We start from the raw sequence: 17,055 nt of genomic DNA, 5'->3' as shown, positions 1-17,055 counted from the left end.
AACTACGAGAACTTCCGGACGGTCATGTCGAGAGTGTCCAGATCGAGGATGGGCGCGTAGCCGGCGTCGGGGTCGATGTTGACGGACTTCTGGAAGTCGGTCTGAGCCTGCCAGCAGCCGGAGTTGACCGCGAGCACGTTGTGGTACTTCCCCCAGCCGAGCTTGTGAACGTGGCCGGTGTGGAACACGTCGGGCACGTCCTCGATGACGAGGTAGTCGCGCTCCTCCGGCGCAACGCGGGTGTGGCCGCCGAACTGCGGCGCGACGTGGCGCTTCTTCAACAGCTGGTACATCGCCTTGTGCGGCTCGTCGTAGCTCGCCTTCTCCTCGGGCAGCTCCGCGATCACCTCGTCGAGCGAGACGCCGTGGTACATCAGCACCTCGACGCCCTCGACCGAGACGGTGGCCGGATTCGAGACGATCTGCGCGTCATGGACGTCCATAATCTCCCGGATCTCGTCGTTGAACCCGGGCTGCGGCTCGGCGAGGCGGACCGCGTCGTGGTTGCCCGGGATCATCACGACCTCGGTGTCCGCGGGCACCTCCTTGAGGTGTTCCGCGAAGACCTCGTACTGCTCGTAGATGTCGACGATATCCAGCTCCTCGTCCTGGTTCGGGTAGACCCCGACGCCCTCGACCATGTCCCCCGCGAGCAGCAGGTACTCGACGGGGTCGGCCTCGGGCGTGTGGAGCCAGTCGGTGAAGGAGTGCCACGCGTCGGCCATGAACTCGTCGCTGCCGACGTGGACGTCGGAGATCAGCGCGGCCTGAACGTGGCGGTCGGCGCCGCCGGGGCGATGCGTGCGGGGGACGTCGGGGAAGTGGAGCGAGTCCGCGAAGAGGATGCCCGCGTCGTCCGCGAGCGTCCCCTCGACCGCGACGCACTCGTCTAAGAGGATCTCGTCGACGACGTCGGCGAGGCCCTTGTCCTTCATCACGAGGGCGGGGAAGGTTCCGGTCGTGTCTTCCAGCTCGACCAGCCAGTGACCGGACTTCGTGGAGCGCACGTCGTTGACGAGGCCGATCATCGCGGCGTCGCTGCCGCCCGGCATGTCCGCGATCGCCTCGGCGGGCCGGTGGTTGACGCGCCCGCGCAGGATCTTCGAGAGGCGCTCGTAGCGGTCCCGGAACGTCGTGACGAAGTCGGCGTACTCGCCGGTCCCGGTGCTGCGGCCGGTCATGTCGTTGCCGACCTCTAGGTCGCGCAGGTCTGGGTCCCGAGAGCGTTCGGAACCATCGGTCGCGGCGTCGGGGGTTTCGTTGTCAGCGGTCGGGGAGTCCGCGGGTGAGGAGTCGAGGGTTGCGGAGTCGGTGGCGTCGTTCGTCGCGGCTCCGGAAGCGGCCCCGGTCTCTCGAGATCCGGTGCCCGTAGACCCCTCCGTTTCGACTGGAGATTGTCCGGGTTCGTCCGGGGAGGCGGCGGATCTGTCGGCGTCGCCGATCGCCTCGCGGACGTGGTCGGCGGTGATCCGGAGGGCGTCGTCGGGGGTGCGGTCGACGGCGGCCGCGACAGCGGCGGTCGGATCGGGCGCGCCCGCAAGCAGGGTGACCGCCTCGCGCTCGGCGTTGTAGCCGCGCTCGGCGAGGGCTTTCGCGATCCGGGCGTTCGACTCCAGCGGCACGATACCCGAAAGGAGGGTCGCGGGCAAAACCGTTCCGGAGGCGTCGGGCGGGGGCAGCGAACGGACACGCGAACGAGGGCTGCGTCCGCGGGACCCGGAAGCTTATGAACGGAACTCCCCAAAGACGACGTAATGGACGAAGGGGATCGGCCGACGGACACCGACGGGTCGGCCGGTCGAGACGAGCGGGCCGAAGACCAATCTGGGGCGGCTCCTGACGAATCGGATGATGAGGTTCCCGACCGGTCGGACGACGAGGTTCCCGACCGATCGGAGAATGAAATTCCCGACGAAAACGACTTCGCGGCCTCCGACGGCTCGGAGGACGACCCCGATAGCGAGCGCGAGGTCGACCTCGGGGACGGCCCCGAACCACCCGGGGAAGCCGTTGATTCCGGCGAAGTCGACACCGGGAGCGAAGCGCAGGGCTCACCGGAATCGGTAGGGGGTCCCGCGTTCGAGACAGCGGAGACGACGACGGCGGACGAGTCGCTGTTGTACCGGTTCCGTCACGACCGGGAGGGTGCGCTGATGTGGGTCCGGGAGATGCTGGCGAGCGTCGGCGTCGTCCTCCTCGTCGGCCTGCTGCTGTTCGGCGTCAGCGGCGTGTGGCCCCCCATGGTCGCCGTCGAGTCGGGGAGCATGGAGCCGAACATGCAGGTCGGCGACCTCGTGTTCGTCACCGAGCCCGGCCGACTCGCGCCAGACGCGGCCGAAAACGGCGTCGGCATCGTCACCCACGAGGTGGGCGAAGAGGTCGACTACCGGACGTTCGGGTCCCACGGCTCGGTGATGATATACACGCCCCCGGGGCGGACCGGGTCGCCGATCATCCACCGGGCCATGTTCCACGTTACCGAGGGGGAGAACTGGTACGACCGCGCCGACCCCGAGCACCACAACGCGGTCGACTGCGGATCGCTCGCCAACTGTCCGGCGCCGCACGACGGGTACATCACCCTCGGCGACAACAACGGCGCGTACGACCAGGCCAGCGGCCTCTCGCCGCCGGTCAGGGCCGAGTGGGTGAACGGGGTGGCCCGTCTCCGGGTGCCGTATCTCGGCTACATCCGGCTGATCGCGACGGGGCAGGTGGAGCTGAACGAGGCGATAGCGGGTGCGGTTGGGAGCGGTCTTCCGGCGGCGATGGAGACCGGTCTTCCGGCGACGAGTTCGGCCCTCGCTTCGTCCGCGCCAGCGGTGTAACAGGCGCCTCGACGGCGCGCGTCGGTTTCGAGCTGGCGTCAGTTGTCAAACCGGGCCTGAACGAACGGCTGCGCGTTCTCGATGTCGCCGAGCCGGGAGTCAGAGAGGAGGACCGCCTCGGTCTCCTCGACCGGGACGGAGAGGCCCATTTCCTTCGTCCGGCCGTAGCGGCCCTTCGAGACGACGACCGCGTTGACGATCCCGAGCATGTCGAGCTCGCTGATGAGGTCGGTGACCCGCCGCTGGGTCAGGACGTCGGCGTCGATCTCCTCGCAGAGCCGCTTGTAGATGTTGAACACCTCGCCGGTGTTGATGTTGTGGACGCCGTTCTTTTCGAGGAGTATCACGGCGAATAAGACGATCTTGCTCTGGGTGGGGAGGGTGCGGACGACCTCGACGACGCGGTCGAGCTCGATCTTGTCTTGGGCCTGCCGGACGTGCTTCTCCGCGACGATCTCGGCCTGCGAGCGCTCGGCGAGCTCGCCGGCGGTGCGGAGGAGGTCGAGCGCGCGACGCGCGTCACCGTGTTCCTGCGCGGCGAACGCGGCGCAGAGGGGGATCACGTCGTCGGTGAGCGCGTCGGGCTTGAACGCGGTGTCGGCGCGGTGCTGGAGGATGTCACGGAGCTGGTTGGCGTCGTACGGCGGGAAGACGATCTCTTCTTCGCCCAAGCTCGACTTGACGCGGGGGTCGAGGAAGTCGGTGAACTTCAGGTCGTTGGAGATCCCCATGATCGAGATGCGCGAGCGGTCGAGCTCGGAGTTCATCCGCGAGAGGTTATAGAGGGTATCGTCGCCGCTCTTCTCGACGAGCTTGTCGATCTCGTCGAGCATGATCACGACCACGCGCTCGTGGTAGTCGACCGCCTCGAAGAACGTCGAGTAGACGCGGTCGGTGGGCCACCCCGTCATCGGCACCTCCTCCATCTCGTCGGCGTCGTCCTCCAACGTCTCGATGCGGTCGTCGAGTTCCGCGACCGAGTCGAACTCGGTGTCGGCGAGCGCGGCGGCCGCGTCGCCGTTCGGGGCTCCTTCGGCGTCCGTCGCGTCCGCGCGGAGCCCTTCGAGGCGCTCCAGCCGGTCGGCGATCACCGCCTGGTTCTCCTCGATGAACGTGTTCGCGAGCTGGGCGAGGACGCGGTACTGGGTGTCGGTCACCTCGCAGTTGATGTACTCGACCTCGCAGGGGACGTCGTACTTCTGGGAGGTGGATTCGAGCTCCTGAGAGACGAACTTCGCGGAGGCGGTCTTCCCGGTCCCCGTCTTCCCGTAGATGAGGATGTTCGAGGGGGTCTCGCCGCGGAGCGCGGAGACGAGGATGGTCGCCATCCGGTTGATCTGGTCGTTTCGGTGCGGGAGCTCGTGCGGGGTGTACGAGGGGCGGAGGACCTCCTTGTTCTCGAATATCGGCTCGCCGGAGAGGAGGTCGTCGAACAGCCCCTGGTTGTCCTCGTCGTCGTCGTCGAGGACGACGCCGTCGAAGTCGACGTCGGGCGACGACCGGTCGCGACCGCCGTTGTCGAGCCCCGCCGTTTCGGGTCGAGCGTCGGTCGAGAGGGAGGCCGTGTCGGCGTCCGATTCGATCGGGTCGACGTCCGGCGTATCGAAACCGGATCCGTCGTCGACGTCGGGGTCGGCATCGGGGTCCGTTTCGATTGGATCGTCGGAGTCGGCTTCGGTCGGGCTCTCGGGGTCGGCTTCGGTCGGACTGCCGGATCCGGTTTCGGTTGAGTCGTCGGATCCGGTCTCGGTCGAACCGGTGGGCACCGTTTCGGTTGGAGCGTCGGGATCGAAATCCTCGATGTCGGGGCTATCGGCTTCGGGAGCCTCCTCCCCGGACTCGTCGGTTCCGGAGCCCACGACGACGGAGCCGTCGGGGTCGGAAGTCGACGAGCTGCTCGGCGAGGAGTCCTCGGAGTCGCTACTATGGTCCGATTCGTCGCCGTCGTCCGGGTCGATGCCGCCGTCGGCCCGCGGTGTGTGATCGCCTTCGTCCATGTGAACCCCTCTGTTTCAGGTGGAAACGGTCTGGTATGTCGCTTGAGACACCGTCTCCCGGCGGAAATACGCATTCGCGGTCGGAGTCGAGACCGACCACGTCCAGTTGATACAGTCGAACCAGATGAAGAGACGGTACAAAAGTGTTCCTCTCTGGAGTTGAAACGCCCCCCTCTCACGAACTGTCGGGGCGATCGCGAGGCGGTTCGGGGCGATCAGTGAGACGATCGAACTAATCAAGTAGTCGAGAGGATAGGAACGACGATCGCGAAGGTCTCGTATCGCTTTAACGAGGTCTCACCGTTGTGGCGGGGTTCAACTGCTGATGCGGCTAATCCGTTGGTCAAATGATTCCGTCGTGACTACCCGAACTCGGGTTGGCAGTTCCGTTCGGTGGCTTCGGCTGACCGACTTCGGCGCTCGATTTCGGGCTTCGTCGAGTGGATGCGATCGGGGATACCCCCACACCCCTTTGTTTCGGGTGGAACGGTGAAACAGGGTGGTGGGGGTGTGAGGCGGGAGTTTTGATACCGGTGGATTTATATCATATAGGAAAAAACAGTACCCTCGACAATCCCCAGCAGATTATATTTGTATTGGTGTAGTTGTTTTATTTGTAGATCAGAGAGGAATTATCTGGGAGGATCCGAATCGACCTCGACGACCCGCCTCACCCCCCGACAGGGTACGGGGTTCCACCCGAAACGAAGGGGTGGGGGGCTCCCGAACGACATCCGGGAGACCGACGACCCGTCCTGTCGGTTGACACCCGAGCGCCGGACCGCTCCGATCGACACCGCTGAGCCACCAAATATCACGGTCGACGCCGATAGTTTTACCATCTGGTAAACAAACCGTTCACACAGCTATGAGACGATTCCGCATCCCGAACGAGGTGGTTCGATGACCGATACCGACGAGACCGGCAGCGACGATACGGGCACGGGAGGTCCCGCGAGCAGCGGACGAATCTTGGACGGCGTCACCGTCCTCGACCTCTCGACGTTCGTCACCGGCGGCTTCTGCTCGGCGATGCTCGCGAACCAGGGCGCGGAGGTCGTCAAGATCGAACAGCCCGGCTACGGCGACGCCGTCCGTCACTCCGGCCCGCCGTTCATCAAGGGAGAGTCGCCGTACTACTGGACGCTGAGCTACGGGAAGAAGAGCCTCGAGCTCGACTTGAAGAACGGCGACGCCAAGGAGGCGCTGTACGAGCTCGTCGAGGAGGCGGACATCTTCATCCAGAACTTCCGTCCGGGCACCGCCGAGCGGCTCGACGTCGACTACGAGACGCTCACCGAGTACAACGAGGATCTGATCTACCTTGCGATCTCGGCGTTTGGACAGACCGGCCCGTGGCGCGAGCGCTCCGGATACGACCTCCTCATCCAGGGGATGAGCGGGATCATGAGCGTCACCGGCGAAGCGGACCGCCAGCCCGTGAAGGTCGGCCTGCCGATGACGGACCTGATCACGGCCATGTGGGCCGCCTTCGGCGCGACCACGGCCCTCTACCGCAGAGAGCAGACCGGTCAGGGCGAGTACATCGACCTCGGGATGCTGGAGGCCACCCTGCCGTGGCTCACCAAGCAGGCCGGCATGGTGTTCGCGGGCGAGGAGACGAAGCGCATGGGGACGAAAGACCCCGTCCTCGCCCCGTACCAGACGTTCGAGACGAAAGACGGGTTCATCAACATCTGTATCCTCAACGAGAAGCTCTGGGGCGAGCTCTGCGAGGCGCTCGACCGACCGGACCTCCCGGAGGACGACCGCTTCGAGATGAACGCGGACCGCGTGGAACATCTCGACGAACTCGAAGCCGAGATCGAGGCCACGCTCGCCGACAAGACGACCGACGAGTGGATCGAGGTCATCGCCGAGGACGCCGGCGTGCCGGCCGGCCCGGTGTACAGCGTCGAGGAGGCGCTCAACAGTCCGCAGATCGACGCCCGCGGCACTATCACCGAGATCGAACACCCTGAGCTCGGCGAGGTGCCCGTGATCGAGCACCCGCTCAAGTTCCGCAACGCCGAGAGCGGCTTCGAACTCCCGCCGCCGCTGCTCGGCGAACACAACCGCGAGGTGTTCCGCGAGCATGGCTACTCCGAGGCCGAGATCGACCGCCTCGCGGAGCTGGGCGTGTTCGGCGACAAGGAAGAAGACGCGGACGGCGACGACTGATGGACCAGAGCGCGACCGACTCCGCCGACGTCCGCGTCAGCGGCGTCGGCATGACCCCATTCGAGAGCGACTCCCAGCGCCCGCTCATCGACTTGGCCGCAACGGCCGCCGAGGAGGCCCTCGCGGACGCCGCGGTCGACCCCGCGGACGTCGACGCGCTCCACTTCGGCAACGCCCTCGCCGAGGCGCTCGACGAGAGCGCGGGCCTCACGAACGCGCTCGCGGCCGCCCTCGGCCTCGACGGCGCGTCCGCGGACCGGATCGAGAACACGAGCGCGACCGGCGCGAGCGCCTTCCACCGGGGCGTTGACCGCGTTGAGAGCGGCGCCGCGAGAGGCGCCAAAAACGACGGCACCGACGTCGCGCTCGTCGTCGGCGCCGAGAAGATGTCTGCGGGCGACACGCGGCGCGTCACCGAGGCGATCAGCCGACTCGTCCACCGGCGCGAGTACGCGCAGGGGATCACGCTCCCATCGTTCGGCGGCCTCGCCGCTGGCGCGTACCTCGATCGCCACGACGCGCCCCGCGAGGCGCTCGCCACGGTCGCGGCGAAGAACCACGGGAACGCTGTCGACAACCCCGTCGCGCAGTTCCGCAAGCCGATCGACGTCGAGGACGCGCTCGACTCCCCGGTTGTCGCCGCACCGCTTCGACTGTACGACTGCTGTCCGATGTCCGACGGCGCCGCGGCGGTGGTTCTGACGCGGGCGTCGGACGGAGGGGCCGACGGCGACGAACACCAGGCCGCCCCCCGCGTCGCAGGTACCGCGAGCGCGACCGGCACCCACGCCGTCGCCGAGCGCCCGGATCCGCTCTCGATTGACTCCGTCCGGACCGCGGGGGAGCGCGTCTTCGACCGCGCCGGGATCGGCCCCGACGACGTCGACGTCGCCTGTATCCACGACGCGTTCACGGTCCTCGAACTGATCGAACTCGAAGAGCTGGGCTTCTACGAGCCCGGAACCGCCTGGGAGGCGACGCTCGACGGCGACACCGCGCTCGACGGGGAGCTCCCGGTCAACCCCGGGGGCGGGCTCAAGGCCCGCGGCCACCCGCTCGGCGCGACCGGCCTCTCGCAGATCGTCGAGCTCGTATGGCAACTCCGAGGCGACCTCCCCGAGAGCCGCCGCGTCGACGGCGCGGAGACGGCGTTCGCGATCAACGTCGCCGGGTTCGGGAACAACAGCGTCTGTACGGTGTTGCGCGCGTGATCGACTCGAACGGCGAAATCACCGCAGACCGCGACCTCCCCGCGGACCACGCTTTCGCCTGCGACGACTGCGGCCGACGCTGGTACTACGACCGGCGCCGCTGCCCGGAGTGCGGCCGCTCGGCGGCCGACGCCCCGACGGTTCGACTGGAAACGGGGGCCGTCGTCGCGACGACGACGGTCGAGACCACGCCGCCGGACGTCCGCGCGCCGAACCACCTCGCGCTGGTCCGGTTCGACGAGGTCCAACTGATCGCGCAGGCGGCCGACGCCGACCTGTCTCCCGGCGATCGCGTTCGATTCGACGGCTCCCACCGGCTTCGCGACGAGTGCGAACGGACCGACCCGCGGCTCGTCGCGGTCGAGGAATCGTAACGATCGCAAAAACGTCGCCGTGAATTCAGCTTCGACCGTTTTTGATCGGTTTTCGACCGGTTTCGACTGTTTCGGCTTTTTTCCGACCTACTCGGTCCGTTCCAGCGACTCGAAGATGAACTCGTCCATCGCCTTCCGGGCCTCCTCGGGCGCGTCCTCGTGACCGAGCGAGATCCGGCGCCCGCGCGCGGCGTGGATGACGTCGGTCACCAGCTGGCCCATCCGCTCGGCGTCGACGTCGCGGAAGACGCCCTCCTCGATCCCCTCCTCGACGACCTCGACGATGCTGCCGCGGAGGCGGTCGTAGTGCTCGTTGAACACCTCGCGGTGCTCCCCGTCGTTTTGCGCGTGCGTGTACAGCTCGTGGTACACCTTCATCCGGTCCCAGTGGCTGAACTCCTCGAACTCGGGGCCGAACAGGCACTGGTCGACGCGGGCGCGCAGCTCGGTCCGCGGGTCCGCGTCGCCCTCGACGACCACGCTCCCCTCGTACTGGTCGATGATGTGTTCGAGGAACGAGGACATGAGGTCGTATTTCCCGTCGAAGTGGTAGTGGATCACCTGCCGCGTGAGGTCCATCTCCTCGCCGATGTCGCGCATCCGGAGGTCCTTGTACCCGTGCTTGCTCAGCGCGCGGAACGTCGCCTCCATGATCACCTCCTTGGTATCTTTGGAGGACACCGTCTCCTCGCCGGTGTCGGCGTCGTCGGTCGGGGACTCGGCGGACTCGTTCGCCGATCCGCCCTGTGATTCGCTCATACGGGTACTCCACGTGTGAAGTACATAATACGATTGCTCCGTTTCGCGCTCTCGACCGAATTTACTGCCCGGTAAAGTTTTAACCTCTTGGTCAAATCCTATTATCGAACATGACACAGACGATCGTGCGAAACGGGACCGTGGTCTCGCTCGACCCGGACGTGGGGGAGTTCGACGAGGCCGACGTCCTGATCGAGGACGGGGAGATACTCGAGGTCGGTACCGGGTTATCGGCGTCGAACGCGGCGGAGATCGACGCCGCCGGGAAGATCGTCGTCCCCGGCTTCGTCGACTCGCACATCCACCTCGCGCAGACGCAGGTACGCGGGATCGCCGGCGACTGGTCGCTGATGGGCGAGTACTTCGATCACATGCTCGGCAACATCACCGGGCTGTATCAGCCGGAGGACATGTACCTCGGCGGCCTCTACGGCGCCTTCGAGAAGCTCTACACCGGGACGACGACGGCGCTCGACTGGTCGTACCCGAACACGCTCGAACACGGCGAGCGCGCGGTCGACGCGCTGCAGGACACCGGCCTGCGCGCGGTGTACACCTACGGCCCGCCGGGCGACGACGCGGCGAAGTGGTGGTACGAGAGCGACGTCGGCCTCCCGGAGGAGAATATCCGGAGCCTCCACGAGGAGAAAATTCGCGACGACGACCTGCTCAGCCTCGCGCTCGGGCTCCGCGGCCCCGACTTCTGTACCCCGGAAACCGCTCGCGCGGACCTCGAACTGGCCCGCGACCTAGACGTTCTCTCGACGATCCACATGGGCGCCGCGCTGTGGCCCTCCTCGGAGTACGGCGGCGACTACCAGGGGTTCGGCGCCATCGAGGACATGCTCGGCCCGGACGTCAACGTCGCCCACGGGAACCACTTCAAGCAGGAGGACATCGACCACGCCGTCGAGCAGGGCGTCTCCTTCTCCTCGACGCCGGAGGTCGAGATGCAGATGGGCCACGGCATCCCTGTCACCGGCAAGGTGCTCGAAGCGGGCGGGCGCCCGGCGTGGGGCGTCGACGTCTGCTCGAACGTCAGCGGCGACATGGGCAGCCAGATGCGGATCGGGCTGCAGCTCCAGCGCATGTTCGACAACCAGGCCGTCCTCGAGGGCGACGAGGAGGTCACCGAGGTGAGCATCTCCGCGCGCGACACCTTAGAGATGGCCACCATCGAGGGTGCGAAGGCGCTCGGCCTCGACGACGAGATCGGGACGATCACGCCCGGCAAGCGCGCCGACCTCGTCTTATTCGACGCGGACGACTTCATGACCGCGCCCTGCCACAACCCGGTCCAGACGGTCGTGTTCCAGTCCGATCCCTCGCACATCGACACCGTCCTCGTCGACGGCGAGGTCGTCAAGCGGGACGGCGAGCTGACGAACCCGAAGGTCGACGAGGAGTTCGACCGGTTCATCGCCTCCGGCGAGCGCCTCCTCGACGAGGCCGGGATCGACGTCTAACGCGCGCCGACGCACCTGATTCACCGACCGAACACACCCGTTCAGCGCAGTTCACTCACTCACATGCGAATCGGACAATACCGAACGACGGACGAACAGACACCGTGGACCGGCGTCGCGACCGACGACGGCGTCGTCGACCTCGCTGAGGCCGGCGCCGCCGCCGGAATCCACGTGCCCGACCGAACCAGCGACCTCCTCGCCGACTGGGAGTGGCGCCGCAAGGCCGACCTCGCGGTCGAGTACGCCGAGTCGACCGGCGTCGGTCTCCGCGACCCCGCCGACCTCGAGCGCGCCGCGCCCGTCGACGACCCCCAGAAGGTCGTCTGCGTCGGGCTGAACTACCGCGACCACGCCGAGGAGGGGGACAACGAGATTCCGGACGAACCGGTCCTCTTCTCGAAGTTCCCCACGTCGGTCGTCGGCCCCGAGGACGCGGTCCGCTGGGACCCGGAGTACACCGAGAAGGTCGACTACGAGGCCGAGCTGGTCGCCGTCATCGGCGAGCGCGCCCGCCGCGTCGACCCCGACGAGGCCATGGAGTACGTCGCGGGCTTCACCGTCGGCAACGATGTCTCCGCGCGCGACCTCCAGCACGGCGACGGCCAGTGGGTCCGCGGAAAGAGCCTCGACACGTTCGCGCCGACCGGCCCCGACCTCGTCACGACCGACGAGGTGGGCGACCCCCACGACCTCGACATCTTCGCGGAGGTCAACGGCGAGCGGCTTCAGGAGTCGTCGACCGAGAACCTGATCTTCGGCGTCGACGAGCTGATCTCCTTCTGTAGCCAGGCGTTCACGCTCGAACCCGGCGATCTGGTCTTTACTGGTACGCCCCCCGGTGTCGGCGTCTACCGCGAGCCCCCGGTGCTGCTCGGCGACGGCGACACCGTCACCGTCGGCGTCGAGGGCGTCGGCGAACTGACGACCGAGTTCGAGACGGAGTAGAACGCTCGCGTCGTCGGAGTTTATAAATAATTACTAGCGTCCTGACGCGATCCAAAACCTTCGTCGATCGCTTATAGGTTGTTGCCCGCGGACCGACGGTGAACGCCTTCGGAGTCCCAGTTGATCGCTTATAAATTGCTGACTCCGGATCGGTGACAAACACTGCCAAAGCCCCAGTCGCGAGGGCGGCGTACGCTCGCTGCGCTCCTCAGTCGCTCGCGCTGCTCGCTCCCTGCGGTGCTTACGTCGCCTACGCCGCCCTCGCGACTGCCCCTTTGAGTCCCGCCCCGCACAGCGACCGCGCCTCACGCCTCCCCAGCCTCGCGGCTCACGCTTCGCGGCTTCGCCGCTCGCGTTCGCCGCGTCCCTCGCGCGTGCGGTTCGCGGCCTGTCGGCCGCTCACCGGCACGCGCCACCGCACTACGGACTATTTAAATAGCTATTCGGCCAGCCCGAACACGTCCCGCGGGTTCTCGTACACGACGGTCCGGATGTCGTCGACGTCGATCCCGTAGCGGTACAGCTCGAAGATCGCGCGCTTCACCGCGTACGGGTCCGTGCGCAGGACGTTCGCGGTGTCGGTGTCGATCATGATCCGCTCGGGGCCGTACTCGTCGACCGCGTTCGCCACGTCGGCGGCGTCGACGCCGACGAGCCACGAGTGGCCGATGGTGTAGCTCAGGTAGCAGTCGGTCTCTTCCATGAGATATTGGGTGTTGTTCGCGTCCGCGTGCGAGGCCACGACGCGCTCCTCGTCGAGCCCGGCGTCGCGCGCGGCCTCGACGTCGCGCTCGACTGCTTCCAGCGCCGGGTTCTCGCCGTCGAGGACGGGCTCCGTGCCGAGTCCCGCGTTCTTCTCGTAGCCGGGGGTGACGCCGAGGTCGTCGCGGTACTCGCGTTTCGCCTCGGGGGTGGTGTTCGGCGTGTGAAGCAAGACGGGGAGGCTGTGGTCGGCGGCGAGTTCCATCTGCGCCTGGACGACCGCCTGCTGTTCGTCGACGTCCCAGCGCTCCACGTGCTGGCTCGGCGTCACGCCCGTCTCGCCGACCGCGACGACCTCGTCGAGCGCGCAGTAGTCGTCCATCGCCGCCAGCAGATCGTCGGGGTCCTCGATCCGGACGCCCGTGTGGACGCCGAGGCTCAGCTTCGCCTCGAAGAAGTGGTTGCGTTCGATCGCTCGGCGACGGTTGATCGCGTCGTCCCACAGGAATCGGATGTCGCTGGCCTCGACGGGCTTGTAGGGTGTCCAGTGGTACCCCGACGACACCATCACCATCGACCGGCAGCCGGAGAGGGCGTACCGCTCGCGGTCCTCCCACGAGAGCGTGTGTGCGTGGTTGTGCGGGTCGATCCACGGGATGTTCAGCAGCTCGGTCGGGAGGTCGGCGGCCGACTCGCGGTCGCCGGCTCCGTCCGCGGACGACTCGTCGAGATACGCGGCGTCAGTCGGGCGAACGGTGGCGTGGGGCGCGGGCATGGATTCCCCATCGTCCCCCGGTCACTTAGCGTTTTACAGATTGGTAAAACTTTATTATGCGCCCGACGCACTCTCGGCTATGACACTGTTGATCGGGACAGACTCCGGGCTGTACCGAGCCGACGACGTCCCCTTCGAGCGCGACGAGCTCGACCCCGTCCTCGACTGCGGGGTCGTCACCGCCGTGAAGTCGTGGGACCACACCGAAGGCGTCTTCGTCGCCTCCTCGACGGGCGCGTACCGCTCGCTCGACGGCGGCGAGACGTGGACTGACCTCGAAGTACCGCTCGGCGACCGCTTCTGGCACGCCGGGCAGAGCGAGGTGTGGTCGATCCTCGCGACCGCCGACGGCGCGCTGTACGCCGGCACCAACGACCCCTACATCTTCCGCTCGGTCGACGGCGGCGAGACGTGGACCGAACAGAAGGGGTTCCGCGAACTCCCCTCGCGCGGCCACTGGGAGTCGCCGATCGACCCGCACTACGCTCGCCTCCGCGCGCTTGAGGCGGTCCCCGGCCGTCCCGACCACCTCATCGCGGGCGTCGAGGCCGGCGGGATCCACGTCAGCCGCGACGGCGGCCGCACGTGGTCGGACCACCGCGACGCCATCGTCGACGACGTTCACCAGATCCTTCCGATCTCGGAGGACGTCTGGCTGGCGGCGACCGGCTACCTCGATCACGACTTAGAGAACCTCGGCCTCGGTCACGCGGTCGGCGAGGGCGGCCTGTGGCGCACCACCGACGCGGGCGAGTCGTGGGACCGGATCGACACCGGGAATGACTTCTCGTACATCCGCCGCGTGTTCGTCCACGACGGCCGGGTGATCTTCTGCGGCGGCGAGGAGGCGCCCCCGGCGTGGGTGAACGACGACCACGAGGTTGCCCTCTTCGAGTCGACGAACTTCGGCCGCGACTTCGAGCGCGTCGACTTCCCCGGCGAGCCCCACGAGATAATCGAGACGTGGGCGGTCCACGACGGCGACGTGGTCTGCGGCTCCGGGCTCTTCGACGTCCCCGACGAGCGCGACGACGTGGAGGGCCGGATCATGCGACGCCTCGACGGCGGGGGCGACGACGGACCGACCTACGAGACGGTGGGTCGCGTCGACGCAAACGTCAGCCGGATCGAGGTGGTCTGAATGGCGGACGAGACCGCGTCAGAAGCAAATGCGGACCGGAGTAACGACGCGCCGTCGCTGCTCGGCCGCTCGCTGTACGGCGGCGTCCTCGCGTACATGGCCGTCGACGGCTTCAAGAACAACGACAAGCGCGTTGCCGTCGCCGAGGAGAAGGGCGTCCCGATGCCCGACGTGCTCGTCCCGTTCGTCACCGGGATGCTGCTGTTCGCCAACCTCGGAATCGTCCTCTGGCGGCTCCCGCGGGCAGCAGCGGGCGCGCTCGTCGTCTTCTTCCTCGGGACGACGCCCGCCATCCACGACTTCTGGACGATGGAGGGGAAAGAGCGCCACGGCAACAAGATCAACTTCCTGAAGAACCTCGCGCTGCTCGGCGGCGCCATCGTCTTCCTCGACGCGGCGGGCGAGATCGACGAGGGGCCCGACGCCGCGAGCGAGAGCGACGAAACGTAATCCCGTCTCCGAATTTCGGGTTCGTCCGGCGCCGACGCTCCGGATCGGCGATGTCTGACGCAGTTCTTAAGTGACCGCGGCGAGGATGCTACCGTAATTCCCCGAACGGGCGTCGAGCGTCGGATCGAACGGCGTCGCGGAAACGAACGCGGTGTTCGGGAAAACCACACGGACTGGAGGTCAGGATGGGACTGCTCACGAATCTCAGAGACAGCATATCGCGGGTCACGGACGGCCTGTTCGCGGCCGACGAGCCCAAGCGGATCGGGATCTACGGACCGCCGAACGCCGGTAAAACGACCCTCGCAAACCGGATCGCACGCGACTGGACGGGTGACGCCGTCGGCCCAGAGAGCCACATCCCCCACGAGACTCGCCGGGCCCGCCGGAAGGAGAACGTGGAGATCGAACGCAACGGGCGGACGGTCACCATCGACATCGTCGACACCCCGGGGGTGACGACGAAGGTCGACTACAAGGAGTTCCTCGACCACGACATGGAGAAGGACGACGCCGTCCGCCGGTCGCGCGAGGCGACCGAGGGCGTCGCGGAGGCGATGCACTGGCTCCGCGAGGACGTCGACGGCGTCATCTACGTGCTCGACTCCACGACGGACCCGTTCACGCAGGTGAACACGATGCTGATCGGGATCATCGAGTCGCAGGACCTGCCCGCGCTCATCCTCGCGAACAAGACGGACCTGCCGGGGGCGGACGTCCAGCAGATCGCGAACGCCTTCCCGCAACACGAGACGATTCCGCTGTCCGCGCTGGAGGGCGACAACATGGACGAAGTGTACACCAAGATAGCGGAGTACTTCGGCTGATGCCCGGCCCGAAAGCCAACGTCGACGCCGAGGACGACCCGGACGACGGCGACGACGGCGTCCGGATCGACATGATAAGCGGCGCGCGGATGGAGGGGCTCACGAGCATGGAGAAGATCCGGCTCATCCTCGACGGCGTCCGTGACGGTAACATCGTCATCCTCGAAGAGGGCCTGTCCCCGGACGAGGAGTCGCGGCTCATCGAGGTGACGATGACCGAGATCAGCCCCGACGACTTCACCGGCATCGAGATCGAGACGTACCCCAAGGCCGAGGCGGGCGACCAGAGCTTCCTCGACAAGCTGATGGGCCGCGAGTCGACCCAGAAGCTCACGGTTATCGGCCCGGCGAACCGCATCGAGACCCTCCACAAAGACGAGAACCTCATCAGCACGCTCGTCTCCCGCAAGTAGATGCCCCATCAGTGTACCTCCTGCGGGCGGACGTTCCCCGACGGCTCCAAGGAGATGCTGTCGGGCTGTCCCGACTGCGGCGGGAACAAGTTCCAGTTCAAGCCCGCCGGCGCGACGGAGGAGGCCAGTTCCGGCGGTGACGGAGCCGGGTCCACCGGCGAGGCGGCCGACCCGTCCCCGCCGACTCCCGAGGATCGGCCGGCGCCGACGCCGGACGAGGGCGCCGCCGACCAGACTCCGAGCGACCCCCCGGACGCGACGCCGGACGACGCCGCGAGCGCCGACTCCGCGGCCAAGGCCGACGGCACGGAACAGATCGCAGACCGGAGCGACGAGGACACCGCGCAGGCGAGCGCGCGCTCCGAGGTGGTGTCGCCGGACGAGCTCGACCGCGCGAGCCGCGACGTCGACCCCGCCGAGACGCCGGCGGCCGAGGAGGCCCCCGAGCCCGGCATTGACGCGCTCCGCGACGAGCTGAACGACCAGTTCGAGAGCATCCGCATCGTCAGTCCCGGGCAGTACGAGCTCAACCTGATGGAGCTGTACGACAGACAGGAGTACATCATCTCCCTCCAAGAGGACGGCCGCTACGTCATCGAGATGCCCGACGCCTGGGGCATTCAAGACGAGTAACGCCTCCTCTTCGCTTCCCCTTCGCCTTCCCGCGTCCCCTCGTCTTCCCCGGCGCCTCCTCTTCGCCTCCCCTTCGCCTCCCCTGGCGCGCCCTCACCCACCCCTGACCTGCGATTCCGAAATGCGCTGATCGTTCGTTTTGTTTTCACCCGCTCGCGGCCGCCGCTTCGTGCGGTTCTGCGATTCGGGCGACCCTTGTCGAAGAAGATACTGTTATCCGGCTTCCTCCGCTACGGAGTCGCATGTTAGCCGATCGCTTCCGCAGACCGGGCCGGGACTCCGGCCTCGGTCCGGACCGCGCCGTCGCGCTCGCACCGCGCCGACCGTCTCTCGGAGACCGACCGCACCCC

General features: G+C 67.2%; 15 protein-coding genes. 11 read left to right on the top strand and 4 right to left on the bottom strand.

Annotated elements, in window-relative coordinates:
• Window positions 1-2: 2 nt before the first annotated feature.
• Window positions 3-1,622 (bottom strand): DNA-directed DNA polymerase II small subunit, encoded by a 1,620-nt coding sequence (locus tag ACOZ35_RS12055; RefSeq protein WP_424013822.1) that lies wholly within the window; start codon window positions 1,620-1,622, stop codon window positions 3-5.
• Window positions 1,623-1,754: 132 nt separating this feature from the next.
• Here ACOZ35_RS12055 and ACOZ35_RS12050 point away from each other — a divergent pair, with 132 nt between their 5' ends.
• The gene (locus ACOZ35_RS12050; protein ID WP_424013821.1) at window positions 1,755-2,828 is read left to right on the top strand and encodes a S26 family signal peptidase; all 1,074 of its coding nucleotides are present in this window, start codon (window positions 1,755-1,757) and stop codon (window positions 2,826-2,828) included.
• 38 nt (window positions 2,829-2,866) lie between these two features.
• On the opposite strand, the gene ACOZ35_RS12045 is transcribed toward ACOZ35_RS12050, so the two are convergent.
• A complete protein-coding gene (locus ACOZ35_RS12045; RefSeq protein ID WP_424013820.1) occupies window positions 2,867-4,825 on the bottom strand; it encodes an AAA family ATPase in 1,959 nt (652 codons plus the stop codon).
• A gap of 903 nt (window positions 4,826-5,728) precedes the next feature.
• Here ACOZ35_RS12045 and ACOZ35_RS12040 point away from each other — a divergent pair.
• The 3 genes from ACOZ35_RS12040 to ACOZ35_RS12030 are packed head-to-tail and all read left to right on the top strand — an operon-like array spanning window position 5,729 to window position 8,591.
• Window positions 5,729-7,006, top strand: a complete 1,278-nt coding sequence (locus tag ACOZ35_RS12040; RefSeq protein ID WP_424013819.1) for a CaiB/BaiF CoA transferase family protein — start codon at window positions 5,729-5,731, stop codon at window positions 7,004-7,006.
• Window positions 7,006-8,217 (top strand): thiolase C-terminal domain-containing protein, encoded by a 1,212-nt coding sequence (locus tag ACOZ35_RS12035; protein ID WP_424013818.1) that lies wholly within the window; start codon window positions 7,006-7,008, stop codon window positions 8,215-8,217. Before ACOZ35_RS12040 ends, ACOZ35_RS12035 begins: the two co-directional genes overlap by 1 nt.
• The gene (locus ACOZ35_RS12030; RefSeq protein ID WP_424013817.1) at window positions 8,214-8,591 is read left to right on the top strand and encodes a hypothetical protein; all 378 of its coding nucleotides are present in this window, start codon (window positions 8,214-8,216) and stop codon (window positions 8,589-8,591) included. Before ACOZ35_RS12035 ends, ACOZ35_RS12030 begins: the two co-directional genes overlap by 4 nt.
• Before the next feature lie 87 nt (window positions 8,592-8,678).
• Here the strand turns inward: ACOZ35_RS12030 and ACOZ35_RS12025 are convergent, their stop codons facing one another.
• Window positions 8,679-9,350: a TetR/AcrR family transcriptional regulator gene (locus tag ACOZ35_RS12025; protein WP_424013816.1), complete on the bottom strand. Its 672-nt coding sequence runs from the start codon at window positions 9,348-9,350 to the stop codon at window positions 8,679-8,681.
• 110 nt (window positions 9,351-9,460) lie between these two features.
• Here ACOZ35_RS12025 and ACOZ35_RS12020 point away from each other — a divergent pair, with 110 nt between their 5' ends.
• Together ACOZ35_RS12020 and ACOZ35_RS12015 are read left to right on the top strand one after the other, a co-directional pair.
• Window positions 9,461-10,816, top strand: a complete 1,356-nt coding sequence (locus tag ACOZ35_RS12020) for an amidohydrolase family protein (RefSeq protein WP_424013815.1) — start codon at window positions 9,461-9,463, stop codon at window positions 10,814-10,816.
• Between the two features lie 63 nt (window positions 10,817-10,879).
• The gene (locus ACOZ35_RS12015) at window positions 10,880-11,764 is read left to right on the top strand and encodes a fumarylacetoacetate hydrolase family protein (RefSeq protein WP_424013814.1); all 885 of its coding nucleotides are present in this window, start codon (window positions 10,880-10,882) and stop codon (window positions 11,762-11,764) included.
• Window positions 11,765-12,203: 439 nt separating this feature from the next.
• On the opposite strand, the gene ACOZ35_RS12010 is transcribed toward ACOZ35_RS12015, so the two are convergent.
• Window positions 12,204-13,241, bottom strand: coding sequence for a TatD family hydrolase (locus tag ACOZ35_RS12010; protein WP_424013813.1), 1,038 nt, complete (start codon window positions 13,239-13,241; stop codon window positions 12,204-12,206).
• Window positions 13,242-13,320: 79 nt separating this feature from the next.
• On the opposite strand from ACOZ35_RS12010, the gene ACOZ35_RS12005 reads away from it, so the two are divergent.
• The 5 genes from ACOZ35_RS12005 (at window position 13,321) to ACOZ35_RS11985 (ending at window position 16,705) form a co-directional block, all read left to right on the top strand.
• Complete coding sequence (locus tag ACOZ35_RS12005) at window positions 13,321-14,382, top strand: WD40/YVTN/BNR-like repeat-containing protein (protein WP_424013812.1); 1,062 nt, start codon at window positions 13,321-13,323, stop codon at window positions 14,380-14,382.
• Complete coding sequence (locus tag ACOZ35_RS12000; RefSeq protein WP_424013811.1) at window positions 14,383-14,832, top strand: DoxX family protein; 450 nt, start codon at window positions 14,383-14,385, stop codon at window positions 14,830-14,832.
• Between the two features lie 185 nt (window positions 14,833-15,017).
• On the top strand, window positions 15,018-15,659 hold the full coding sequence (locus tag ACOZ35_RS11995) for an Era-like GTP-binding protein (RefSeq protein ID WP_424013810.1): 642 nt from the start codon (window positions 15,018-15,020) through the stop codon (window positions 15,657-15,659).
• Window positions 15,659-16,072 (top strand): DUF2073 domain-containing protein, encoded by a 414-nt coding sequence (locus ACOZ35_RS11990; RefSeq protein ID WP_424013809.1) that lies wholly within the window; start codon window positions 15,659-15,661, stop codon window positions 16,070-16,072. The genes ACOZ35_RS11995 and ACOZ35_RS11990 overlap by 1 nt, the downstream gene beginning before the upstream one ends.
• On the top strand, window positions 16,073-16,705 hold the full coding sequence (locus ACOZ35_RS11985) for an OapC/ArvC family zinc-ribbon domain-containing protein (RefSeq protein WP_424013808.1): 633 nt from the start codon (window positions 16,073-16,075) through the stop codon (window positions 16,703-16,705). It begins immediately after the preceding gene.
• Window positions 16,706-17,055 lie beyond the last annotated feature (350 nt).

It is taken from the genome of Halorubrum xinjiangense, assembly GCF_049604745.1.
GTDB classification, from domain to species: domain Archaea; phylum Halobacteriota; class Halobacteria; order Halobacteriales; family Haloferacaceae; genus Halorubrum; species Halorubrum xinjiangense_A.
The sequence above is the reverse complement of the archived record's forward strand: the minus strand, read 5'-3'. Positions and strand labels throughout refer to the sequence as shown.